Source organism: Nocardia sp. bgisy134, assembly GCF_965341865.1.
Taxonomy (GTDB): domain Bacteria; phylum Actinomycetota; class Actinomycetes; order Mycobacteriales; family Mycobacteriaceae; genus Nocardia.
In genome coordinates this window covers 95,150-119,729 of sequence record NZ_CBDQZP010000023.1, presented here as the reverse complement: position 1 = coordinate 119,729, position 24,580 = coordinate 95,150, and the positions used below count along the sequence as shown (strand labels likewise).

Below are 24,580 nucleotides of genomic sequence, written 5' to 3'. Positions count from 1 at the left end.
CTGTTACCGGTGTCGGCGAGCGCGCAAGCTCGATCGCATGACCCAGACCTTGCCGACACGGCCGCCGCGGCGCGCGGTGCGTGGCGCGCCGCGGCCATCCTCGCCATCATCCTCACCGGTCAGTTCATGGCCGTGCTCGACGCTTCCATCGTCAATGTCGCCATCCCGTCGATCCGTTCGGGGCTGGGCACCAGCGGATCCGCGCTCCAGCTGATCGTCGCCGGCTACGTGATCGCCTACGCGGTGCTGCTGGTCACCGGAGCCCGCTTGGGCGACCGCTTCACCCAGCGGCGCGCCTTCATCGCGGGTCTCGCGCTGTTCACTGTCGCCTCGCTGGCCTGCGGGCTAGCCTGGAACGCGGTGTCGCTCATCGTGTTCCGCTTCATCCAGGGTGCGGGGGCTGCGGCGATGATTCCGCAGGTGATGACCCTCATCCAGCGGGACTTCAGCGGGCAGGCCAGGGCCAAGGCGCTGAGCGTGTACTCCGCCATCATCTCGGGCGGCGTGGTCGTCGGCCAGGTGCTGGGCGGACTGATCGTGGACGCCGATCTCTTCGGCAGCGGCTGGCGGGGTGTCTTCCTCGTGAACGTGCCCGTCGGCGCCGTGCTGCTGGTACTCGCGCCGCGCGTACTGCCGTCCGACGGACCGCGTTTCGACCGGAAGCTCGATCTGGCCGGGCTCACCGTGCTCACCGTGTCGGTCCTGCTGCTCGTGGTGCCGCTGGTGCTCGGCGGCGAACAAGACTGGCCGAGGTGGACATGGATCGCCTTGGGCGCCAGCGTGTTCGGCGCCGTCGCGTTCGTGTTGGTCGAACGCCACGTGGCCCGTCGCGGCGGTGCGCCGCTGTTCGCGCGGGAGGCGCTGCGCGCACCGGGCCTGCTGCTCACCGCGGCGACACTGTTGGTGGTGATGGCGACCTTTGGCGGCTGGATGTTCGTCATGGCCATCCACCTGCAGAACACGCTCGGCTACACCGCGCTGCACGCGGGACTGGTGTTCGTGCCGATGGGGGCCGCCTTCGCCGTCGCGAGCCTGAACTGGCAGCGCGTCCCGGGGCGCTTCCACCGCGCGATGGTTCCGCTCGCACTGGTCCTCGGCGCCGCGACCATGACGGCGCTCGCGGCGATGCTGCGCGACGGCGCCGAGCCGGGACCGGTCGCCCTGGTCGTCTTCGGACTGATGGGAATGGGTTTCGGCCTCGCCTTCACACCGCTGATGACCCGCACGCTGGCGAACGTTCCCCGCGCGGTGGCCGCCGACGCCAGCGGAATTCTCGTCACGCACGTCCAACTGGGTATCGTCGTTGGCATCGCCTCCTTCGGAACCGTGTTCCTGAGCCTCGCGGGCGCGTCCACGCTGTCCGCGGCGCGGGCGCTCGGCGTGACCGGCACGGCGGAGGGGGTGACGGTGCTGCTCGCGGCCGCGTTCTCGGCCCGCGCGGCACGGTGAGGCCGAGAGTCCGTCCGGCGCGGTCGGCGTCTGCGCGAAACCGGGCCGGGGCGGGCTCGTTGGCCGTATCTTTGCCGTAAGGGTGCAGATCGGAGTGGACAGTGGCAGCAGGGCAGCTCTCGGCCGACTACGTGATCGTCGGATCGGGTTCGGCGGGTGCGGTGATCGCCAACCGGCTCAGCGAGGATTCCGGAACCCAGGTGGTGGTGCTGGAGGCGGGCCCGCCGGACAAGGACAAGTTCGCCCATATTCCGGCGGCCTTCGCGAAACTGTTTCGCTCCGAACTGGATTGGGACTATCTGACCGAGCCGCAGCCGGAGCTCGACAACCGGCAGGTGTACTGGCCGCGCGGGCGCACGTACGGCGGGTCGTCCTCGATGAACGCCATGATGTGGGTGCGCGGCTTCCGCGCCGACTACGACGAGTGGGCGCTGCTTGCCGGTGCGGAGTGGGGATTCGCCGCCGCGGTCGAACAGTTCCGCCGGATCGAGAACGTCGAGGACGCGCAGTACCCCGACGAGGGCACCGCCGGACCGTTGTACGTCTCGCACCAGCGCAGCCCGCGCCCCTCCACGGCGGCGTTCCTGACGGCGGCGCAGGAGTCGGGATTCACCGTCGAGGCGCCGAATCGGCCGCAGCCCGACGGTTTCACTCAGACCATGGTGACCCAGCACAACGGCAGGCGGTGGAGCACTGCCGACGCGTACCTGCGTCCGGCACTGCGGCGCGCCAACCTCACCGTGCACAGCGAGGCCCTCGCCACCCGGGTGATTTTCGAGGGCAAACGGGCCGTCGGCGTCGAGTACCGGCAGAACGGTGAGACCCACACCGTCACCGCCCGCCGCGAAGTGGTGCTGTGCGGCGGCGCGATCAACAGCCCGCAGCTGCTCATGCTCTCCGGCATCGGCGATGGCGACGAACTGGGTCGCCACGGCATCGCGGTGGTGGCGCACGCGCCGGATGTCGGGGCGAACCTGCAGGATCACCTGGTCGCGGGCATCGGCTACGGGGTGGAAGACTCGCTGTTCAACGCCGACAAGAAGCCGCGGCAGCTGCTCGACTACCTGCTGCGCCACCGCGGCATGCTCACCTCCAATATCGGCGAGGCCTACGGCTTCGTCCGGTCCAAGCCCGAGCTGGAACTGCCCGACTTGGAGCTGGTCTACGCACCCGCCCCGTTCTACTACGAGGGCCTCATCGATCCGACCGAGCACGGCATGATCCTGGCGACGGTGCTGCTGCGCCCGCACAGCCGAGGGCGGATCGCGCTCGGGTCGGCCGATCCCACGGCCAAGCCGGTCATCGATCCTCGCTACCTCTCCGACTCCGCGGGCGCCGACCGCGCCGCCCTGATGGCAGGCCTGCGCACTTGCGCGAGGATCGCCGACGCGCCCGCGCTGAAGGCGTTGCTTGGCAGCCTCATCTACCCGCCGAACGCGCCCGACGAGCTCGAGGCCACCCTCGAACTGGCGATCAACGGCTACTCGCACACCCTGTATCACCCGATCGGCACCTGCCGGATGGGCACCGACCCGGCCAGCGTGGTGACGCCGCGACTCGAGGTCCGTGGCGTGCAAGGACTTCGGGTGGCCGACGCCTCGGTGATGCCGCTGCTGATTCGTGGACACACGCACGCGCCGAGCGTGTTCGTCGGCGAGCAGGCCGCCAAGTTCCTGCGGGAGTCCTGACCTCACATCGCTCGGCCGCCGCGTCCGGGTTCCGCGAAACCGGACGCGGGCGGCGGCGCTAGAAGACGGGCACGCGGTCGAAGCCGAGCGGCGGCGTGGGGGTCGGGCCGGTGCCGAGCACCGGCTTGAAGTCGGGCAGCGCGGTCAGCACATCGATGTTGCGGGCCGCGTAGCAACGCACCTGCGGCAGCGCGCGGGACACCTCGGCCCGCTCCACCGGCTCGTCGTCGACGAACGCGATGGTGTCCAGGCTCAGGCCCAGGGTTCGGGCGATCCGCACGATGCTGGCCGACTTGCGGCCCCACCCGATCTCGAGCGCGGAGAACATCTCGTAGACGCCGTGCCGGTACAACAGCTCCAGCGTGAGGTTGCGGTCGCTTCGGCTCGCCACGGCGTGCCAGATGCCGCGGTCGGTCAGCGCCCGCAACGTGCGCAGGGACGCGGGCCGCGGTGCGCCGCTCGTCGCGTCGCACACGACACCGTCCCACAACGTGTTGTCCAGTTCCCAGACAAGACATCTCAGAGCCGGTCTCATCGCCTGCCCCTATCGGTTCGTCATCGCTGCCTTCCCTGCCGTGGCGCGCCCGGCAGACGGGAGTACTGCAACCATCCGGGGCACGGCACGTGCCGGGCAAGCCCCAGGTTCCTGGGTGGCCGGTCCGGCCCGGGTGATACTACCGCCAGGCCGCCGAAGCGCCACTCGATCCGATCTGGCAAACCGTCAGCGCTCCCAGCCCGCGAACAACTCTGTCGCCCTGGGTCCGTCGGCTCGATGGTTCCCTCCGATGCCCGGCCAAGCGCTCGTTTGGCATGCCGTGCAGTTGTGCGGGTCGCGCCGGAATTCCGCCTGCCGCAAGGCCCTCGCAGACGCTCGCTTGCGGCGGCGGCGCGAGAGTGCGTGCGGGCCCGCGCTTCGTGCCACCCGCCGCGGGCGAGCGACCGGCGAGTAACTCCGTCGGCGCAGGCAACGCGCGCCCCGGATCCTCGCCCGGCATGGATCATTCGGCACGCTCGCGACACGCCTGCACACCACGCTCCCTGGCGGGGTGTAACCACCTGTCGGTCAGCCTGACTCGGGCTCGCCCTCGAGGTCACTCGGAGGAGGTCGATCGCACCGCGCAACGCCTCGCCGAAGGGGAGTTGACACTCATAGCGTCCCAGACGATTTCAGCGCAACTTTGACTCGTCGATACTCCACTAATTGCGCGAAAGATGGGTCTCCGGACCGGTTTCCGAACGAAAAGTAAACTGAACAAATGACCAGCAAAAGCCTCGGTCCGCATTCCCCCCGGACCCCAACGCCCCATGACCTGTGAGCGCTCACAAGGGTCCGATTTCGGCGCCGTCGTGATCTCACAGAACCCGACGAATCGTTCCGCGCCATTGATCATGCGGTTAATGTGAATGCGCCGCACAGCAATTTCCCCCCGGGGGCGGAAGGAGTCGCCAATGACCGTCGACAGTGGGGCCAGACCGAGTTTGACTCTGTCCGGCCGACCGATGTCTTCGCCGTTGCAGGATGTCCGGAGCCTATCGCGCCAGATGGTCGGACACTTCGTCGAGAACGTGGTCCCCTGCGGCACGCTACCGGGCGACGCCATCAGCGGCGACGTCACCACCATCACCCGGGTCTGCCTCGAGTTCGCGGTCAGCATGCTCGACGGACGGGACATTCCCGCCAAATTGCAGCGGCTGCAGGACGCCGCGGCGGGCTGGGCGCGCGAGGGCGTGCCGATCGACACCATCCATCACTCGATTCACGAGGGCTTCAAGATCGGCCTGGATCTGGTGGTCTCCAACGCCTCGACCAAGGACTACGGCAACCTCGTCGACGGCGCGAAGATGGTCGTGGAAATGCTCGACCAGATCACCTCGGCGATCTCGGTCGCCTACGTCCGCGAACTGCGCGCCGTGGTCAGCGAGCACCACACCGCCGTGCACACCCTCACCTCCGCGCTGCTCGGCGGACACAGCACCTCCACCATGGCGCGCGAGTGCGGCATCGCCATCGCTGCCTTGTACGCGGTCGTCGCGGTCGCGATCCCGCAGCACCGCGACGAACGCAACCCGGCCGTGGACGGGCAGGTGGTGGCCAGGCGCAAACTGCGCCGCGTCCAGGCCGAACTGGCCACCCGGTGCGGCAGCAGCGCGCTGTCGTTGCTCAGCGTGGACGGCGGCACCATCCTCATACCGTCCGTCGCGTTCGACAAAGGGCAGTTGGACGCGCTGATCACCGAGCTGTCCCGGGCCGCCCAGGTCGGCATCACCGCCACCCTGGTCGAGGCAACGCCGGAACAGATACCCAACGCCGCCGACCAGGCGCACGAACTGCTCGACATGGTGCAGCGCCTGCAAGCGGTGGCCGGTCTCTACCGCTTCGACGAGCTGGCGCTGGAATACCAGCTGACCCGCCCTGGCCCGGGCCGGGAATACCTCGGTTCGCTGCTCGACCCGCTCGACGAACACCCGGAGCTGCTGGAGACATTGCAGCGGCACATCGCCAACAACCTCAACCGCCAGCGCACCGCCCGCGTGCTGCACGTGCACACGAACACCGTCGACTACCGGCTCAAACGAATCGGGCAGCTCACCGGTTTCGATCCATCCCAGCCCTCCGGGCTCTGGTATCTGCGTTCGGCGCTGGTGGCGCGCACCTACCGCACTCCCTGAGCCAGGGGTTCACGACCCGGCGCGGCTGGGAATGTCCGGTTGCGATTCCGCAACGGTTCCCGGTCGCGCCGCAAGCGGAGCAAAGGACGATTTCGGGTAGCCCGCTACTCATGAGAAAACCCGGGCGGGGCGTGCACACTATCTCCATGCCGGATGTGCGCGAGCTCGTCGCGGGCGGCGACGACAAGCAGGGTGTGCTGGATCGGGCGTTCGCTGTGCTCGATGTCTTGAGCCGGGCCGACGACGGACTCGGGCTGAGCGAGCTGGCCCGGAACGCCGGACTCGCCAAGACCACCACCCACCGCATCGCCGAGCAGCTCGTCTCGGTCGGGGCCATTCAGCAGATCGATCAGCGCTACTTCATCGGCCCTCTCGCCGCCCAGCTCGGACGCTGCTGGCAGCCGGATCCGCTGCTGAGCCAGGCCGCCGCCGATCCCGTGCGCGCGCTGGTCGGTCCGGCGGACGCGGCCGCCGTCTACGCGCTGTACGGGGGCAAAGGTCGATTGGTGACCGCCGCCGCCCGCGGCGCCCACTGCTGGATACTGCCGCCGGACCTGACGGAGACCTTCGCGCCGCTCGCCGCGGCCTGGCACGTCCTGCTCGTCGCCGACCACAAGCCCGTCACCCCGGCGACGCTCACGGCGAGGCGGTCGCATCGGCTGCCGATCTCCCTGCGCGACCGCGGATTCGCCATCTCGGTCCACCACGAGGGCGTTCCCGAAATGAGTTGCGTGGCGGCGCCGCTGCTGAGCGACGGCATGCATCGACCGGCGGTCGTCGCCGTCCTGACCCTGACGCCCTGCCCGCCGCCGGGGCTCTCGGATCTCGTCTTGCACACGGCCGATCGGATCGCGCAGCGCCTGCGGTGAGATTGCGGCGAGCGCGCGGCGCGACTTGGACGCGGGCCGGCACGCTCCCGGCATTACGCCAGACAGATCAAGAATCCCGTGGCGTTGATGCTGGGCAATAGCGTCGGCAGGCACACCGGCGCGAAGAAGTTGTTCATGACTTCGTGCCGCTGCTCCGCCATAGGAACGGTGGGTGACTCGGCGGTGGCGACGCCCGCGCCGAGGGCGATGGCGGGTGCGACAGCGAAGGCGGCCGCTATCCCGCACAACTTCATGCTCATTGGGGACCTCGCTCTCATGCTGCCTGCCCGACCCGGACAGAACCATCAGCCGCTTTCGGAGGGGCTTTCACAAGGGATTGGTCCGATTGACGGAACGGGTGGTGGGAAGAGCTGCGGTGCGTGCGATTCACGTAGCCAGGCGACTCGCCGGGGTCATCTTCAGATCGCGCCGACAGTTGTTTTCGAATCGTTCGGTCGGACGTTTCCGACGCGGTCCACCTACACGCATCCAGGCTCTGATGCTGCGCGCAGAAATGGATGTGCCGGAAGCAGCGAACGACCTCCAAGCTCTGCGTCGGATACGAGACCAGAACGAAGGACAGACATCGGGAAACCACACTGTGGCTGTCAATTCGCGCAGGGGCTAGGCACGCTCGCCGTGGAATGCCGATCAAGCCGATAGGAAGCGACGCGAAAAGCCCGGAGCCAGACAGGGTTTTGCGACCCCAAGCCAGCACGCGGCCATTCAGCGCAGGCCGGACTTGGCCGATCCGTCCGTAGTTCAACAGCAGCGCGGTAACCGGTTCGATGCTCAGGTAGACATCGATCGGGCCGGGTTCGGCCGGATCCACTGTCAGCGCGCCGCTATCGAACCGGAAGACATAGCTTTCGAACCCGCGCAGCCGGTATTCGTAAGTGGCCGTGTGCCCGCCGGTCCACGTCGCATTCACCCAGCGCTTCGGAAATCCGGTCCACCGCGCCCCTCCCCACAGGCGCGTTCGAATCCAGTACGTCGCCAACGTAATCGAGGCTGGGTACAACGTCGAGGTCGCCGGATCGCGCCGGATTGTGATGTGCCCCGGCACGTCACTCGTCGGCGCATCACCGACAAGCCGTACCACGTCGGCGTAGCGTTCGACGACTTCGACGACCACCGTCCCACTGAGCGGGATATTCCACGCCGCACGATGTGAAACACATGCGCGTCTGTTTCGTGCGCGATAACGTCCCCTGGTCATGAGACGCTCTGTTGCAGGTATCGCCCTCGGCATCACCATCACGGTCGCCGCACCGCTGTCCGTCGCCCAAGCCGACACCGGCTCGTCGTCGCTCTCCGGCGGCACCGGCTCGTCGTCGCTCTCCGGTGGCGGCCTTCCCCCGTATTCGCAGTGGATCACCGAGGTGCAGACGGTCGCCGCGCAGGCCAAGGACTATCTGGCCGGACGGCTGCCCGGGGCGACCCGCCCGGCCATCGTCCTCGACATCGACAACACCTCGCTGGAAACCCAGTACAACCCGGGCCCCATCACTCCGGCCATCGCGCCCATTCTGCAGCTGGTCCGATGGGCCAAATCGCAAGGTGCGGCAATCATTTTCGTCACCGGTCGTCCCGCGCTGATGAACCTGTACACCCAAACCAATCTGACCGCCGTCGATTACCCGGTGGATGGGCTCTACGGAAGCCCGCTCACCACGCTGTCCGCGGGCTCGGTGGGGCTCGAGGAATACAAGACCAACGCCCGCATAGACATCGAGGGCGACGGGTACACGATCGTCGCGAACATCGGAAACAGCCCTTCGGATCTCGCGGGCGGACATGCCGAGAAGACCTTCAAACTGCCCGACTACAACGGCAAGCTCTCCTGACGGACAGGAGAGACCGCAAAGGTGGTGGCCGCGAACAAGATCGGTGAGGCGGGAGCCCTACGGTCCGCGTGCGTGCCCATCGCCGAGCCCGCGCGCTGTGCGAGATCGTACAGTCCGCGCCGCACAGTCCGCGCCGTACAGTCCGCGCCGCACAGTCCGCGCCGCACAGTCCGCGCCGCACAGTCCGCGCCCGCGGCCCCCTCGGGCCGCGGGCGCTGTGGCGCGGTCAGTTGTAGGCGACGCTCTCGAACCAGACGACGGTCCGGCCAGGGCGGTCGAACACGCTCACGCACACGTTGTTTCGATCGAAGACCCAGCCCTCGTCGCGGCAACCGGACCAGCCGCCGTCGCGCCCGTGGTACAGCGACCACCCGTGCCGCCACCCGAGGTGACTACGCACGCGGTCGCTGACCTCCTCGGCGGGCACCGTGCCCGCGGTCCCGATCTCGAAGGCGCGCATACAGATTGTCGAGGAGTTCCCGCCGCAACCCCGGTCCGTGTTCGCCAACACGGTCAACCCCTCGGGCAGCGGCAGCAGCGCGTCGTTGGACGGCACCGAGGCCCGCTGTCCCTTCATGACGCCGACCGTGAGGGCCGTGCAGAGCACGCTCAGAACGCAGTACCCGATCACCAGCGTTCGCCCGATACGGTTCAGCACCGACAATTCGGCGGTCTCCGCACGGTCGGATACGAATCCCCATACCGCGACAGCCACATTCAGCGTCACCAACAGCACCATCACCGTGATCGTCCCAGCAGGCAGCACCCATCCGAGACTGACCGCGAACTCCGCCGCGGCGATCACCGCCAGGATCACGCCCACCCTCTTCCGGCTGCGCGGCGTGCGCGCCGCGAGCAACCAGCACAGCAACGGGATGACAAAGACCGCCCGAATCACGATCGTCAGCCTAGGCCCCGCCACCCACCGCCGGAACCTCATCACTGGCGTCGGCCGATATCAGAACTTCGATCAATGCAAACACTTCGATCAACCATGAAACGGACCACACCGATTTACTTACTATATGTCAATGACACAAAGTAACTTTTCGGTTTGTCGCGTACGATGTAGCAATGGCCCGACGTCCGAAGCATGATCCGCGAGAGTCCGAGCAGGAGATCTTGCACGCCGCAGAACAGCTTCTGCGCGAACGGCCGTTCCGCGAGATGAACGTCGAGACGGTCATGAGCCGCACCGGCCTCAAACGGCCGGCGTTCTACGTGCACTTCCGGGACCGGCACGACCTCGCCCTGCGCGTCGTGCAGGACGTCGGCCGCGAGATCTTCGAGATGACCAACCGGTGGATGCAAGGCAACGACCTGCGCAACGATGCGCGAGCCGCCTTCGAGGGATTGGCCGACGTCTATGTCCGCCACGGCCCGGTGCTACGCGCGCTGTCCGACGCCTCCGGAAGCGACGAAAAGGTCGAAATCGCCTACCGCGCACTCGTTCAGCGACTCATCGACGCCATCGCGCGCCACATCCGAGAAGAACAGGCTCGAGGACGGACCGCGGAAGCGCTCGACGCGGACGAGACCGCCCGCGCTCTGGTGTGGATGGACGAGCGCTACCTGTCGGAAGCCCTCGGACGCGAACCCCGCACCGACCCGCGAATAGTTGTGGACGTTCTCTACAACATCTGGATGTCCGCGCTCTACGGCTCCGACTCGAGCGACTGATCTCGTCTCCTGATCTCTCGACCGAGGGCTTATCAAGGCCTTGGCACCGCCGCCGCGCGGCTCGGCGCCGGCACTCGCACCGCTTGCCGCTACGACACAGCATCCTCGGCAGGCGAATCGACCGCCTGGTGGGGCATCCGCACGGCGGCCGGATGCGACCGCAAACCCCGGTTCGTCAGCGAACGCGTGGCAACCGGGAGCACAATGAGCGCATGCGAACCGTGCTCATTCTCGGTGCCGGATTCGGCGGGCTGGAGTTGGCCAGCCGCCTGTCGCATGCACTGGCCGACGACCAGGTCCGGATCGTGCTGATCGACCGGAACGACTCCTTCACCTTCGGCTTCGCCAAACTCGAGATCCTCTTCCGGGATGTTCCGCCGGAGCGCGTCCGTGTTCCGTACGCGGACCTCGCCCATCCGGGGGTCGAGTTCCGCCGCGAGGAGGTGACCTCGATCGATCCGCGGACCCGCCGCGTCGTCACCGATCGGTCCGAGTACGAACCCGACATTCTCGTCGTGGCGCTCGGGGCCGAATACGACCTCACCGCGACCCCCGGATTCGTCGAAGACGGATACGAGTACTACTCGATCGAGGGCGCGTGCCGATTGCGCGACCGGCTGGCGAACTTCGAGGGCGGCGACGTGCTCCTCGCCATTCTCAGCGTCCCGTTCAAGTGCCCGCCCGCGCCCTACGAGGGTGCGATGCTCCTGCACGAGAAGCTTGCCGGGCGCGGTGTCGACGCGCGCATTCACATGATCAGCCCGATGGACTCACCGATCCCGGTCTCGGCCGACACCTCCGCCGCGCTCGTCGAGGCACTGAACAACCGCGGCATCCAGTACTCGCCGGGCCGACTGGTCCACGCTCTCGATCCGAGCCGCCACGTGGCGGTGACCCGCATTGGCGATCTCCCCTACGACCTGTTCATCGGAATCCCGAAGCACCGGGTGCCCGCCGTCGTGGCGGCGTCCGGGCTGACCGAAGGCGGCACGGACGGCTGGATCGCCGTCGACCCGCACACCCTCGAGACGCCGTACCCGGGCGTCTACGCGCTCGGCGACTGCGCCGATGCCCCGGTCCCGCGAGCGGGAGTGTTCGCCGAGGACGCCGCCCATACCGTCGCCGCTGCGATCGCGGCGACGGTGCACGGGTCCGACTGGTCCGAACGGTACCGAGGTCGCGGCGTGTGTCATATCGAGTTCGGGGGCGGCCTGGTCGGCAAGGTCGACGCGGATTTTCTGTCGGGCCCCGCGCCGGTCGCGCCGTTCTCCGCGCCCTCCGAGGAACTCGCGCGCGAGAAGGCCGCCTCGGCCGCCGCTCGGCTGGACCGCTGGTTCCCGGGCTCGAACCACCGGCCCTAGCGAACAGGCGCGCCGCACGCGACGACGGGTGTCACAGGGTGAGTTTCGCGCCAGGCGCCGGCGGAACTCGGGCTCGCAGGACGCGGCCGTGTCGTCAGCACCCCTTCCTCATGTGACGCGCAACAGGTCCAGGGCGGCAGCCTCCGGCGTGCCGGGTGCGGCGGAGTAGACCACGACGGTTTGGTCGACCTCCGGCACCAGCAGCGTGTCGCAGTCGAGAGTGAGCCTGCCGAGCGCGGGGTGTTCGATGGTGAGGGTGGTCGCGCTGATCGTGCCCGCCTGTCCGGCACGCCACAGCTCGTCGAATCGCACGCTGCCGGAACGCAGTTCGGTGATGAGGCGGGCAACGCCGGGGTCGCCGGGGTAGCGGGCTCGCGCGGTGCGCAGACAGCCGACGCAATGGGCAGCGGTCCGCTCCTCGTCTTCGTCGGACAGCCGCACCCGGCCGACACCGTCGCCGAGGAACCGTTCACGAATGAGGTTGCGCCGCGTCGGGGGCAGCGCGGAGAAATCGCCGAGGAGCGCGTCGGCGAGCGGGTTCCAGGCCAGCACGTCGGAGGTGGCGGACAGCACCAGCGCGGGCAGGTCGGACATGCGGTCGAGGATCCGAAGCACGCTGGGGCGCACCTGCATCGGGACACGCCCGGCGTGCGGCGGTTCGGAGCCCGCGAGCCGGAAGACCAGGTTGCGGTCGTCGTCGCCGAGTCGCAGCGCTCGGGTCAGCGCACCCAGGACCTGCGTGGACGGTTTCGGTCCGCGCCCCTGCTCGAGCCGCACCACGTAGTCGACGCTGACGCCCGCCAGCTGCGCGACCTCCTCCCGCCGCAACCCCGGCACCTGCCGACGTGATCCGGCGGGGAGGCCGACTTCGACCGGTTCGACCCTGGCGCGTGCGGTGCGCAGCACGGCGGCCAATTCGGCTCTGTCCATACTCCTATCGTGCCGCGCGATCCACCGCCCGGGGTGGTACCGCCCGTCCCATGCCCGGGCGGTCCTGGTGGCCGGGCGCACGGTCCACGACGCTGCGAACATGACAGGCACGACAACCGCCCGGACGGCGCACGACCGAGCCGAGGCCGCACCCGACGGCCGAACGAACCGACGAATGCCGTTGATCGGAGCCGCCGTGGCCCTGCTGGCGACGCTGAGCGTGATCGGTTTCGCCGTGACACCGAAAGGAACCGAGCCAGTGAACGAGTCCGGAATCTCCAGCACCGTGCTGTCGATCGGCCTGCATCCCGGCGCTCTCGACTACAGCCGGATTCCCGGCTTGGACGAGGCCACGCTGACAGCGCGGATCGCCGCGGGCGAGCAGGCGCTGCGCGACGCCGGGTTCGACCTCGTGTCATGCCTCGTCCCCGCGGAACCCGACGCCGCCGAAGCCGTGCTGCGAGAGTGCGCCACCGACAGATCGTTCGGCGTCGTGATGATCGGCGCCGGGATCCGCGGCGCGCTCGAGCACACCCTCGTGCTCGAACGAATAGTCAACGCCGTCAACCAGATATCCCCTGGCGTGCGGTTCTGCTTCAACACTTCACCGGAAACCACCATCGACGCGATACGCCGTTGGGTGAGGCCGAGCAATTAGTGCGGGCAATCCGGACCCGCCACCACCCCACCTCGGTTACCCGACGAGCCGTCGACAACGACCATGTGCCACAGCAACATCGGTCGAAGCCACACCACGCCCCCGGCCACCATGCCTACCGACTCCACCCCGCCGCACCCCCAGCACGAGTACCAAATGATCAGTCCCCCAACTGAACCAAATTCTCGACGCGACGGCAAGCCGACCGAGCGGAGAGGTTCGCGCTGCGGTGGGATCCCTCGCGCTCCGGAAGATCGACTCTCGGAAACGATGTGATGCCCCACATAGCCGATTCCACTACCTGCTTGCAATGAGAGCGGTCACATTCTCGAGAACTCGAAAAAGTTTGCCACGCTGCGCAATAGCACCCGGCGCCATCTGTACGGAGTGAAAAATTTTCTGGCAAGTATGGAATTCGTCACCGAAATCTGGTATGGCCCGATTCAATCGAAAAGTACCAATGGGTCGGTTTTATCTATTCGGTAAACCGATCGTGAACAGCGAACTTTCCGAAAACTCCTCCAACCCGCTCCGCGACCACCACCCGACGGAGTACCTGTAACCAGAAATCGCAGAATTCATTGTCCGAGACACCATGCCGTCATGCCCCATTTTCCCGGGGCGACGCCACGTTGCGCTCACAACAATCGAAGCCCATTAGCCATGAGATTGCCGATGCATGAGATGCACTGTAGGACAGTGCTTTTCGCATTGCAGCGCCCACATCAGCGGTGTAGAGATTGGTCGAACGCACGACTGTGCACGGTGACAGTCGTGCAGGGTGACGAGATATGAGGCGTAACAGTTTTGGTTGTCGATATCGGAAGGCAAGTGATCACCGGCTCGGCTGTCGCCGCATCCGGCACTGACCAGGGAAAAGGCAGGTACTCGACGGTGTCGGCAAACACCGCGGTCGAGATCGAGGAGCTCCCGGGCGCAACGGGCGCGAGCCCGGTCGGAGGTCTGGAATGACCGCCCCGAACACGGTGTCCGAACGCGTCCGAGAGCTGTTTCGCAGCGGTTTGCGTGTCGACGAAATCGACCTCGATACGCCGTTGCTGGATTATGGCTTGGATTCGGTCCGGTCGGCCGAGATCATCATCGAACTGGAGCGCGCGTTCGACGTGCAGATCTCCGACGAGGAGGCCTCCGAGCTGCACACCGCGCGTGACGTGATCGAGTGCGTGACGAACAAGACGAGCCACCGCGCCGGGATCGGGGCATAACCGCATGGCTCCCAGAGCACAAGACCACGAAATCTCCTCGACCGGAATGGATGTCGAGGCGTCGCAGTTGTTCGACGACTTCGCGCGGCACAACCGACCCGGACTGGCGCGGCTGCTGCGCGCCTGTCACCTGGACGTGGTGTACGTCGGCGCCGAGGGCGACCATCTGATCCGCGCGGACGGTACACGGGTGCTCGACATGGTCGGCGGCTTCGGCGCGGCATTGTTCGGGCACAACCATCCGGCGCTGGTCCGCGTGGCCACCGCACGGTTGAACCAGCAGACTCCGTTCGTCTCACAGGGCAGTGTCCGGCCGGGCGCTTCGCTTCTGGCACATCGGCTTTCCGACCTGGTCGGGGCGAGCACGGGACGCGAGTACGTGGTGACGTTCGGGTCCACCGGCGCCGACGCGGTCGAGGCCGCCATCAGGCACGCGGCCGTCGCGCACGCGCGCAGACTGGCCGAGTTGCGCGACGAACTGCGCCGCACGCTTCGGCAGCTGCGCCGCGACGGACTGCACGCGGTGCGTCCGGTCACCAGAACCGCGGCCGATCAGAAAGACGACGAAACACGCTCGGCGGCAGCGATTCTCGAAGACTCGCTGCGCGTCGTCGAGGAGATCGAACGGCGGGGCCCCGTCTTCGTTTCGCTGGCGAACGCCTTCCACGGCAAGACGGCGGGCGCCTTCGCGCTCACCGAGCAGGCCGATACGCCCGCGGACCTGATCGTGCCCGGCCCCGAGCGGCGCAAACTCGACACCTGGACGCCCGAGGAGGTATCCGCCGCCTTCGCGCAGGAGCTGCGGCCGGTGGGCCGGATCAGCGTGAACGCCGCCGGACGGCCGGTGTTGTCGCAGACGTCGGTCTCGCCGATCGCGGCGATCTTCGCCGAACCCATCCAGGGCGAGGGCGGGGTCCGCGAGGTGCCTGCCGAGACGCTGCGCGCCCTGCGTGAACTGGCCGACCGGCACACGGCCGCATTGGTTTTCGACGAGATCCAATCCGGCATGGGCCGCACCGGCACCTTCCTGGCGTCGGCGCCGTCGGGTGTGGCCGCGGACTACTACCTGCTGTCCAAATCGCTCGGCGGCGGCCTGGTGAAGATCTCGGCGCTGTTGGTCGACCGCGCCACGTCGGTGTCGGATTTCGGCCGATACCACACCTCCACCTTCGCCGACGACGAGTTGTCCTGCGCGGTCGCGGAAGCCGCGCTGGATCTGTTGCGCGACAACCAGATCCGGATCAGCGATACCGGCGCACGACTGCGGTCGCGGCTGGAGGCGGTCACGCGGCGCTGGCCGCGAGTGCTGGCGGGCGTGCGCGGCCGGGGACTGCTGCAGGGCATCGAACTGATCCCGCCCGCGCCCGAATCGGCGCTGCTGCGCGAGATCTGTGACCCGGACATGTTCGGCTACGTGGTGGCGGGCTACCTGCTGCACACCCACCGGATCCGGATGCTGCCCACGCTGTCCGCGCCCACCACCTTGCGGTTGCAGCCGTCGGCATTCCTTGCGGAGTCCGAGCTGGCCCGCCTGGAATCCGCCTTGGACGAGCTGGCCGAGCTGCTGCACCGCGGCGACATGGCCACGCTGCTGGCTCACCTGACGACACCCGTGACCACGAATTGGCAAGTGCCGGAGCGCAAGCCGCTGCCCGAGCGGCGCTCCGCCAAGGTGGCGCGGGATTACGACGCGCCGAACCGGGTGGTCTTCCTCGCGAATCTGCCGGAACCTGCCGATCTGCGCCGGTTCGCGCCGGAACTGGCCGAGTGGTCGGACGCGCAGTTCGCCGCGCTGTTCGAGCGCCTGCGCGGAGTGGCCGAACCCTTCGAGCTGACCAGGCAGCTGATCAGCTCCCCCACCGGCGCCACGGTCGAGGTCTGCCTGATCGCGGTGCCGATCTCCGCCGAACAGATCGTCGAATGCCAGCGGTCCGGCCACCGCGCCTGGCCGCGCGACTTGGTGCTGGAGGCCGTCGAACAGGCGATCGCGCTGGGCGCCACCGTGATCGGGCTCGGCGGGTACACCTCTATCGTCACCAACGCCTCCCGCGATGTGGTGGAGGACGCGGTCACGGTGACCTCGGGCAATTCCCTCACCGCCGCCTGCGCCTACGACGTGGTGGTCGGTGAGCTCGCCCGGCTCGAACCGGGGCGACGGCGCGTCGGCATCCTCGGCGCGCTCGGCAACATCGGCGCGGTCATGGCGGAGATGATCGCGCCGCACGCCGAGGCGATCACGCTGGTGGGACGGCCGGGCTCGGCCGGACGCCTGCGCCGGGTCGCGGACCGGCTCACCTCGGCCGCGCCTGCCGTGATCGAGGTCAGCGAGGACCTGGCCGCGCTGCGGGACTGCCACGTCGTGCTCACCGCGACCAATTCCGCGCTCCCGCTCGTCACCGCGGATCTGCTGGCCGCGGATCATCCGGTGCTGGTATGCGATCTGGCGGTCCCCGGCGACGTGGATCCCGCCGTCGCCGAGCGCCCGAACATCACCCTGGTCTCCGGTGGGCGCATGACGCTGCCGCTCGGCCAGACACCCCCCTTCCCCGAAACCGGATTGCCTCCCGGCGTGGTCTACGCCTGTATGGCCGAGACCGTGCTGCTCGGCTTCGAGCCCGGCACCGCGAGTCCGTCGTACGGCGGACTGACCGTCGCGGGCGTGCACGCCGCCCGCGAACTCGCGGCTCGTCACGAGGTGCGCCCGGTTCTGCTTCCGACAGGAGCCACTACCGTGTCCGACAGCCCGACACCCGCGCCGATGTTCCTCGGCGCGGCGGATTTCGCTCCCGAGCGAGCCGGCGGCAAGGCCGGCACCCTGCACGAACTGATCGCCGCGGGCTTCGAGGTGCCGCCCGGCTTCGTGGTGCCCGCCGACCTCGATCTCGACACGGTCGGCGACGACGACCTGGCCCGCTGGGTGCGGACGCTGGGCGGATTCCCGGTCGCCGCTCGCTCCAGCGGTGTGCTGGAGGATCTCGACGACGCCAGCTTCGCCGGACAGTACGAGTCCTATCTGGACATCACCGACGTCTCGGCGCTGCGCGACTACATCGGACAGTGCCGCGCCTCTGTGCACAACGACCGGGTCCGCACCTACCTGGCCAAGCACGGCTACACCGAGGCGAAGGCCACGGTGGCGGTGCTGGTGCAGCGGATGGTCGACGCCCGGTATGCCGGTGTGGGTTTCAGCATCGACGCGCTCACCGGCATCGAGGAAAACGCGGTCGTCGAATGCTGCGCCGGTCTGGGCGAACGACTGGTCTCGGGTCAAGTGACCCCGACGCGGTACACCCTGCGCCTGTTCGACGGCGCGGTACTCGAGCGGGACGCGGGCGGCGAGGATATCGAGCTGGAGCCGGCCGCCACCGCCGAGCTGGCCGCATTGATGCTGGCCGTGCAGGCGCACCGGCACCGCCCGCAGGACATCGAGTGGGCGATCGACGCCGAGGGCAAGCTGTGGCTGCTGCAGGCGCGCGCCATCACCGCGATCACCTGGCGGACCGATATCGATCAGTTCTCCGATGCGGACCTGCGCGACGGGGGCGTCTCGGCGCGCGTCTGCACGCCGATGATGTTCTCGCTGTACGACAACGCTTTTCAGCATTCGATGCAGCAGTTCTTCGAACGGTTGAAGCTCGCCGATCCCGGCGTGGAACCGGACTGGATGGCCATGTACTACGGCCGCGCCTACTGGAATGTCAGCGCGGTGAAGAACTGCTTCTTCAAGATTCCCGGCTTCGACGAGCAGCACTTCGACGACGACCTCGGCGTGCTCAACGACTACGGCCCCGAGGGGCCGCACCGCACCCCGACCTCCGCCAAGACCATCGCCAAGGCGCTGCCCGCGGCACTGGCGGTCCAGCGAAGCTATCGCGACCAGCTGGCCGCGGTGGACGCCTTCGCGGTGGAATGGCCCGCGAAGCACGCGCTCTGGCGCGACCGGGTAGGTGTCCTGTCGCAGACCGATGACGCCACCTTCGCCACCGATCTGACCGACTGCCTGCTCACCTTTCACGCGTTCACCGAACGCACCTACTTCACCACCATCTACAACAACTCGAGCGTGCAGACCGACTTCAAGCAGCTGCTGGACAAGGTCGACGCCGCGACGGAGGGTTCGACCTCGGCCATCGACCTGATGGGCGGTCTCGCCGAGATCAGCCACATGCAGATGCAGCGCGGCATCGTCGCATTGCACCGGGTGGCGAGCGAACACGGGCTCGACAGCGTCGAATGGGAAAGGGCGCTGGCGGAATTCGTCACCGAGCAGGGCTTCCACGCCGACGCCGAGCTGGATCTGACCTGCCCCCGCTGGTCCGAGGAGCCCGAGCGGGTGCGCTCGATGATCGCGGTCATGCTCGAACACCGCACCGCGCCCGCCGATCCGGACGTGACCCTGGTGGAGCAGCGCAAGCGCTACGAGGCCGAGCTGGCCGCGCTGCGCGGCCGGGTTCGGGCCAAGACCAGGACTCGCGTCAAGTTCGCTAAGTCCGTCGACAAGCACGTCGAGCGGATGCGGCGCTACCTCGTCGCCCGCGAACGGATGCGGGAATTCTCCTCGCAGTGCTACGCGATCGTGCGAGCCTACGTCGTGGAGGCGGGCGCCCGGCTGGCCGCGGCGGGCACCCTCGAGTACGCCGACGACGCGTTCCAGCTCAGCATCCACGAGCTGAGCGATCTGGTCGCGGGTCGCGTCGAGATCGCCGAGCTGGCCCCCCGAATCGCTTATCGCCGTGCGGTATACGCCGGATACCGGGATCTGACGCCGCCGCACGAACTCGGCGGCGGAGTCACGGTGGGGGCGGTGCGCGAGATCGGCGAAGGCGATCTCACCGGACTCGGCTGCAGCCCGGGCATCGCCGAGGGCACCGCACGAGTGATCACCTCGCTGGCCGATATCGATCAGCTGCGCGAAGGCGACATTCTGGTCACCCGTTTCACCGACCCGGGCTGGACCCCGGCCCTCGGCCTGGTGGCCGCAGTCGTCACCGAGGTGGGCGGAATGCTGTCGCACGCCGCTGTCATCGGGCGCGAGTACGGGATTCCCGCGGTGCTGAACGTCGCCGGCGCGACGACCGCCGTGCGCTCGGGCCAGCGGATCCGGGTCGACGGCAGCGCCGGCGTGATCAGCGTGCTCGACACGGCGACGGCGCAGGTCGATGCGGCGGTAGCCACCCCAGCAGCCGAGACCGGCGCGTCGCCCAAGGCCGAGACGGGTGACTCCGCGCCCGCCGGATCCGAAAAAGACGACAGCGTAACCGAATCCGAGTCGGCGACAGCGGCCGAGGCGCAAGCTCCCGCCGAAGTCGTCGCACCCCGCGAAGAACCAACCCGCCCGGCGTCTCCGCGCCCGGCGCCGAGAAGGGATGAACCACTGACCGCACGCAAACGCCTGATCTGTATCGCGGGGGGCGACGGCTCGGGCAAGACCACCCAGGTGGCGCGGATCGCCGCGGAGTTCGAAACTCAAGGACACAGCGTCGCCGCGGTCACGATCTGGGATGCCTTCCTGGATCCGAAGGTCTCCTCGAAACTGCCGTGGAACAGCCCCTCGGAGATCTACGGCTACCTGAAGTTGCTCACGCCGCTGAGCCGCGCGCACTTCCTGTTCCACGCCATGCAGCTCTCGTTCGACCTGGCCGCCGCGCGCGGCGTCGACATCGTCCTCGCGAACGCGTACTGGTACAAGTACTACGCCACCGAGGTCGCGCACGGCGGTGACCCCGCGGTGCTGCGCAAGCTCACGGCGGGCTTCCCGGAGCCGGACCGCACCTTCTATCTGACCGTCAGCCCGCAGGACGCGTTGGGGCGCAAGCAGTTGCGCAGCGACTACGAGAGCGGCTACGGGGACGAGAAGGCGTTCCTCGACTTCCAGCAGCGCAGCCACGACGCGCTGGAGGAGCTGGCCGAGGAGCTGGCTTGGGTCCGTCTCGACGGCACCGACGCGCCCGCCGCGATCACCAAGGCCGTGCTGGCCCAGCTGCAGGAGGACGACCGATGACCCGACGCGTCGCCATCGTCGGCATCGACGGCGCCGGCAAGTCCTCGGTCATGGCGCGGCTGCGCGAGCTGGCCCCGGCCGGTGATCACGCCGCGTTCGCTTCGATGACCTGCCCGGACTTCCACAACACCCGTGACGTCCCGCTCACCGATCTGTCCAAGCAGCTCAAGGCATTCAGCGTCGGATGCGACGAGATCTCCAGCCTGGAGATGAAGGCCACGGCCATGTACTTGCAGATGACGCTGTTCGGTCCGGTGGAGCGGCACTTCCTGGACACTTGGGCGCCGGATGTCCTCGTCTTCGAGCGGCATCCGCTCATCGAGCTGCTGGTCTACGGCCCGCTGTACGTGGCACTCGCTCGCCCCGAGTGGAACGGCCACGATCGCGAAGCCGAGATCGCCGCGGTGCTCGAGCGACACCGCCCCGGCACCTTCGACGACATCCTGGCCTGGCAGCACTCCGAGTCCAGCAGACTCGGCAGCTCCCCCGATATCTGGCAGCTGCTCTCGGAGATCGCCGACCTGGTCGGCCGCGAGATCACCGCCTCGGTCGCGGGATTCGCGGCACGGTTCCGCACCACCTTGCCCGATGCCGTGCTGTGGCTCGACGTCCCGCCCGAGCAGGCGGCCGCCCGCTGCGCGGAGCGCTCCGCAGGCGGCGTCAAGGAGGCGCACGAGACCGCGGAACGCCTCACCGCCCTGCGTGAGGGCTACCTCCGGGTGCGCGACACCCTGGCCGCCGCCTACCCGGAGGTCAGCTTCCATCGCATCGATACCGCCGACGGCGTCGACCTGGACGAGTCCGTCCGCGCCTGCGTCACGGAAGGAAAACTCTTCGGATGAGTGCACGAACCCAGACCGCCGCCGAGATCGAGGCGCGGGTGCGCGCCATCGTCGGCGAGGTGCTGTGGGTGGCGGCCGACGACATCGACGCCGCCGCCCAGTTGATCGACTACGGACTGGACTCGCCGACCGCCATCGAGCTGACCATTCAGCTGGAACGGGCCTTCGACGTCGAGATTCCCGAAGACGCTGCGGCACAGTTGAATACGGTCGCCGAGATCGTCGCCTACGTGCGGGGAGAGTCGTGACCGGCCCGCTGGCGCCACGGTTTCCGAGCATCGTGCACGCGCTGCTGGCGAACGCCGAACGCGGCGCCGACGGCCCGTCGACCATTTTCGTGCCGGAGCGCGGCACGGATGACGAATTCGCCTGGCGGCACGATGATCTCGCGCTCGCCGCGGGACGCGCCGCGGCCGCTCTGGCCGATGCCGGGGTGCGGGCTGGGGATCGAGTGGTGCTGTCGCTGCCCACCTCCCCGGAGTTCGTCACCGCGTTCTTCGGCGCCTTGGCGCTCGGCGCGGTGCCGACGGCGGTGGCGACGCCGGGCGGGTTCGGCTCGGCGGAGCTGTTCTACGACAAGTTCCACCGGCTGCTCGCCTACCTGGAGCCCAAGGCGGTCGTCGCGGGCGCGACGGTGCTGGCGGCGGCACAGCTTCCGGCCGGGGCGACCGGCATCGACGGAGCGGCGTTGCACGCGGTGGCCGGATCGCCGGACGGGCCCGCGCTGACGCCGCGCCTGCCCGAACCCGGTGACCTCGCCTTCATTCAGGCCACCTCGGGCTCTACCGGCACGCCGAAGGGGGTGCAGATCACCCACGCCAATCTGGCCGCGAACTGTGAGCAGATCGCGCTCGCCGCGGCGATGGGTCCGGGCGACACCTGGGTGGGCTGGCTGCCGCTGCACCACGACATGGGACTGATCGGCGGCTTCCTCACGCCCATGTTCCGCGGCATCGATGCCGTGCTGATGCCGCCGAGCCGCTTCCTGCGCAGCCCGGGCGACTGGCTGCGCGCGGTCAGCAAGTACGGCGGAACTTTCACCGCCGCACCGAATTTCGCCTACGGCTACGCGGCGGCGCGGGTGACCGACGAGGAATTGGCCGGGGTGGATCTGTCGAGCTGGCGGTTCCTGTTCTGCGGCGCGGAGCCGATCCACCCGCCGACCGTGCAGCGCTTCGTGGATCGTTTCGGCGCGTGGGGCCTTCCACCGGACGCGCTGGTGCCCTGCTTCGGTATGGCGGAGGCTTCGCTGGCCGTGACGGTCGCGCGCCCGCACGCTCCGATCGCCTACGACTCGGTCTCCCGTCGCGCGCTCACCGGAAGCGGTGTGGTGCTGGATGTTCCGAACGACGACCCGGACGCGATGCAGATCGTGGACTGCGGCGAGCCGGTGCTCGGCACCGAGGTGCGCGTCGTCGACGGCGACGGCGTACCGTGCGGCCCGGACACGGTCGGACGCATCCAGTTCCGCGGCCCGTCGACCACCGTCGGCTACTTCCGGCTCCCCGACGCCACCGCGGCGGCGAGCGCCGACGGCTGGTGGGACACCGGCGACATCGGGTATCTGCGTGCAGGCAAATTGCGCATCACCGGCAGGCAGAAGGACCTGATCATCATCCGCGGCGCGAACTACCTGCCCACCGATTTCGAGATCGCCGCCGAACAGGTGGACGGCGTGCGGCTCGGCGGGGTCGCGGCGGTCGGGCACGCCGATGCCGCGGGTCTGTCGGAGGAACTGCACCTCATCGTCGAAACCGCGCTCGCCCCTGACGAACACGACGCGCTGCGGCGCGCGGTGCGCGTCGCGGTGAGCAAGCGGACCGGGGTGCTGGCCGCTGACGTCCGAGTGGTGCCGCCGCGCAGCATCCCCAAGACCACCAGCGGGAAGGTGCAGCGCGCGGAAGCCCGTCGCCTGTTCCTCGAGCGAAGGGAACCGGAACTGGTCGACGTGGGAGGCGGCGCATGACGGCTCGCGCGCTCGCCGGTCCGGCGCTGCGGCATCCGCTCGGCGCCTACCTCGACTACCGCGCCGACCCGCTCACGCTGTTCTACGAGCAGGCCGTCGCGCACGGCGGCAGCGTGCGGCTGCGCCTCGTGCACCAGCAGCTGCACCTGCTGGTCGAGCCGGACCACATCAACCAGGTGCTGGTGACGAATGCGGCGAAATACGCCAAGGGCATCAGCTATCAGAGCCTGAACTACCTGCTCGGGCCCGGTCTCCTGACCAGCGGCGGCGAACTCTGGAAACGCCAGCGCGCGTTGATCAAACCGGCGTTCGCGCGCAGGCACGTGGACACCGAGATCCCGCTGATGATCGCCTGCGCGCAGCGGATGCTGGACCGGCTGGACGCGCGGGCCGCCGAGGGCGCGGCCTTCGATCTGGTGCCCGAGGTAATGGGGTTCGCGGCCGACGTGGTGTGCCGCGCGGTCATGGGCGCCGACATCGACGGTGTGCTGCCGCAGATCGAGGACGACGTGCGCGAGGGCGTCTCCTGGGTGATGAACCACATGTCGGCGCCGATCCAGCTGCCGCCGAGTGTGCCCACCCCCGCCAATCGGCGCTTCCACGGCGTGCTGACCCGGCTGCACCGGGTGGTCGACGACGTCATCCAGGGGCACCGTGCCGCCGCGACGGGTGCGGCCGATTCGCTGCTCAGCCGGCTGCTCGCGGCGCGCGACGACGCGGGCCACGCCATGGACGACGAACAGCTGCGCCACGAGGTGCTCACCTTCCTGCTGGCCGGGCACGAGACCACCGGCGGCGCGCTGGCCTGGACCGTCTACGAACTGTGCCGCAATCCGGCGGTACTGGATCGGGTGCGGGCCGAGATCGACGGTGCGCTCGGCGAGACCGGCATCGCGCGGGCGCTGCCCGCGCTGGAGCTGACCGGCCGGTCCATCGACGAGGCGATGCGACTGCACCCGCCCGCCTGGGCATTCAGCCGCACCGCGCTGGAGGCCGACAGTTTCGACCGTTTCGACCTGGAGCCGGGGGCGATTGTGGTGATCAGCCCGTTCGTCAACCACCGCTTCCCCGAATTCTGGGACTCGCCGCTGACCTTCGACCCGGAGCGATTCACCAAGGAGCGCACCAGGTCTCGTCCCCCGTTCCGGTACTTCCCGTTCGGCTGGGGCGCGCACCTGTGCGTCGGCCAGCACATGGCGCTGACCGAACTGCGCGTCGGTCTGGCGATGCTGCTGGCGCGCTACGACATCGAACTGGTCAACGGCCTTCGGGTGCGGGAGAACCCGGAGATCTCCAACACGCCCGACCCGGTGCTGGTGCGCCTCACCCGGCGCGAGACCGCGGCCTCGGCCGCCGGCGCACTGGCGGAGTCGGCCCGATGAGCGTCATCGGC

19 protein-coding genes are annotated in these 24,580 nt (G+C 68.5%); 14 read left to right on the top strand and 5 right to left on the bottom strand.

Annotated features, from left to right (window positions below):
• Positions 1 to 9 precede the first annotated feature (9 nt).
• Positions 10 to 1,449, top strand: a complete 1,440-nt coding sequence (locus ACRWNM_RS31675) for an MFS transporter (protein WP_431971813.1) — start codon at positions 10 to 12, stop codon at positions 1,447 to 1,449.
• A 101-nt stretch (positions 1,450 to 1,550) separates the two neighbouring features.
• The gene (locus tag ACRWNM_RS31670; protein WP_431971812.1) at positions 1,551 to 3,137 is read left to right on the top strand and encodes a GMC family oxidoreductase; all 1,587 of its coding nucleotides are present in this window, start codon (positions 1,551 to 1,553) and stop codon (positions 3,135 to 3,137) included.
• Between the two features lie 58 nt (positions 3,138 to 3,195).
• On the opposite strand, the gene ACRWNM_RS31665 is transcribed toward ACRWNM_RS31670, so the two are convergent.
• Positions 3,196 to 3,672, bottom strand: coding sequence for an HAD-IIIC family phosphatase (locus ACRWNM_RS31665; protein WP_431971811.1), 477 nt, complete (start codon positions 3,670 to 3,672; stop codon positions 3,196 to 3,198).
• 914 nt (positions 3,673 to 4,586) lie between these two features.
• Here ACRWNM_RS31665 and ACRWNM_RS31660 point away from each other — a divergent pair.
• A complete protein-coding gene (locus tag ACRWNM_RS31660; RefSeq protein ID WP_431971810.1) occupies positions 4,587 to 5,807 on the top strand; it encodes a PucR family transcriptional regulator in 1,221 nt (406 codons plus the stop codon).
• A gap of 146 nt (positions 5,808 to 5,953) precedes the next feature.
• Positions 5,954 to 6,676, top strand: coding sequence for a helix-turn-helix domain-containing protein (locus ACRWNM_RS31655; protein ID WP_431971809.1), 723 nt, complete (start codon positions 5,954 to 5,956; stop codon positions 6,674 to 6,676).
• A gap of 53 nt (positions 6,677 to 6,729) precedes the next feature.
• On the opposite strand, the gene ACRWNM_RS31650 is transcribed toward ACRWNM_RS31655, so the two are convergent.
• Positions 6,730 to 6,936: a hypothetical protein gene (locus ACRWNM_RS31650; RefSeq protein WP_431971808.1), complete on the bottom strand. Its 207-nt coding sequence runs from the start codon at positions 6,934 to 6,936 to the stop codon at positions 6,730 to 6,732.
• Positions 6,937 to 6,950: 14 nt separating this feature from the next.
• Complete coding sequence (locus tag ACRWNM_RS31645; protein ID WP_431971807.1) at positions 6,951 to 7,811, bottom strand: hypothetical protein; 861 nt, start codon at positions 7,809 to 7,811, stop codon at positions 6,951 to 6,953.
• 82 nt (positions 7,812 to 7,893) lie between these two features.
• Here ACRWNM_RS31645 and ACRWNM_RS31640 point away from each other — a divergent pair, with 82 nt between their 5' ends.
• Positions 7,894 to 8,523, top strand: a complete 630-nt coding sequence (locus ACRWNM_RS31640) for an HAD family acid phosphatase (protein WP_431971806.1) — start codon at positions 7,894 to 7,896, stop codon at positions 8,521 to 8,523.
• Positions 8,524 to 8,749: 226 nt separating this feature from the next.
• Here the strand turns inward: ACRWNM_RS31640 and ACRWNM_RS31635 are convergent, their stop codons facing one another.
• Positions 8,750 to 9,421, bottom strand: coding sequence for a hypothetical protein (locus tag ACRWNM_RS31635; protein ID WP_431971805.1), 672 nt, complete (start codon positions 9,419 to 9,421; stop codon positions 8,750 to 8,752).
• 176 nt (positions 9,422 to 9,597) lie between these two features.
• Here ACRWNM_RS31635 and ACRWNM_RS31630 point away from each other — a divergent pair, with 176 nt between their 5' ends.
• The gene (locus ACRWNM_RS31630) at positions 9,598 to 10,203 is read left to right on the top strand and encodes a TetR/AcrR family transcriptional regulator (RefSeq protein WP_431971804.1); all 606 of its coding nucleotides are present in this window, start codon (positions 9,598 to 9,600) and stop codon (positions 10,201 to 10,203) included.
• 212 nt (positions 10,204 to 10,415) lie between these two features.
• Positions 10,416 to 11,564, top strand: coding sequence for an NAD(P)/FAD-dependent oxidoreductase (locus ACRWNM_RS31625; protein ID WP_431971803.1), 1,149 nt, complete (start codon positions 10,416 to 10,418; stop codon positions 11,562 to 11,564).
• 108 nt (positions 11,565 to 11,672) lie between these two features.
• On the opposite strand, the gene ACRWNM_RS31620 is transcribed toward ACRWNM_RS31625, so the two are convergent.
• Complete coding sequence (locus tag ACRWNM_RS31620) at positions 11,673 to 12,494, bottom strand: helix-turn-helix transcriptional regulator (protein ID WP_431971802.1); 822 nt, start codon at positions 12,492 to 12,494, stop codon at positions 11,673 to 11,675.
• A gap of 100 nt (positions 12,495 to 12,594) precedes the next feature.
• Between ACRWNM_RS31620 and ACRWNM_RS31615 the strand changes: the two genes are divergently transcribed.
• From ACRWNM_RS31615 to ACRWNM_RS31585, 7 genes are all read left to right on the top strand, one after another.
• Complete coding sequence (locus tag ACRWNM_RS31615; protein WP_431971801.1) at positions 12,595 to 13,152, top strand: hypothetical protein; 558 nt, start codon at positions 12,595 to 12,597, stop codon at positions 13,150 to 13,152.
• Between the two features lie 968 nt (positions 13,153 to 14,120).
• A complete protein-coding gene (locus tag ACRWNM_RS31610) occupies positions 14,121 to 14,378 on the top strand; it encodes an acyl carrier protein (RefSeq protein ID WP_431971800.1) in 258 nt (85 codons plus the stop codon).
• Positions 14,379 to 14,382: 4 nt separating this feature from the next.
• A complete protein-coding gene (locus ACRWNM_RS31605; RefSeq protein WP_431971799.1) occupies positions 14,383 to 20,379 on the top strand; it encodes an aminotransferase class III-fold pyridoxal phosphate-dependent enzyme in 5,997 nt (1,998 codons plus the stop codon).
• Positions 20,376 to 21,221: a hypothetical protein gene (locus ACRWNM_RS31600; RefSeq protein ID WP_431971798.1), complete on the top strand. Its 846-nt coding sequence runs from the start codon at positions 20,376 to 20,378 to the stop codon at positions 21,219 to 21,221. The genes ACRWNM_RS31605 and ACRWNM_RS31600 overlap by 4 nt, the downstream gene beginning before the upstream one ends.
• Complete coding sequence (locus ACRWNM_RS31595; protein WP_431971797.1) at positions 21,218 to 21,469, top strand: acyl carrier protein; 252 nt, start codon at positions 21,218 to 21,220, stop codon at positions 21,467 to 21,469. The genes ACRWNM_RS31600 and ACRWNM_RS31595 overlap by 4 nt, the downstream gene beginning before the upstream one ends.
• A complete protein-coding gene (locus ACRWNM_RS31590) occupies positions 21,466 to 23,187 on the top strand; it encodes a fatty acyl-AMP ligase (protein ID WP_431971796.1) in 1,722 nt (573 codons plus the stop codon). Before ACRWNM_RS31595 ends, ACRWNM_RS31590 begins: the two co-directional genes overlap by 4 nt.
• Entirely contained in the window at positions 23,184 to 24,569 is a 1,386-nt protein-coding gene (locus ACRWNM_RS31585; RefSeq protein WP_431971795.1) for a cytochrome P450, read from the top strand. The genes ACRWNM_RS31590 and ACRWNM_RS31585 overlap by 4 nt, the downstream gene beginning before the upstream one ends.
• Positions 24,570 to 24,580 lie beyond the last annotated feature (11 nt).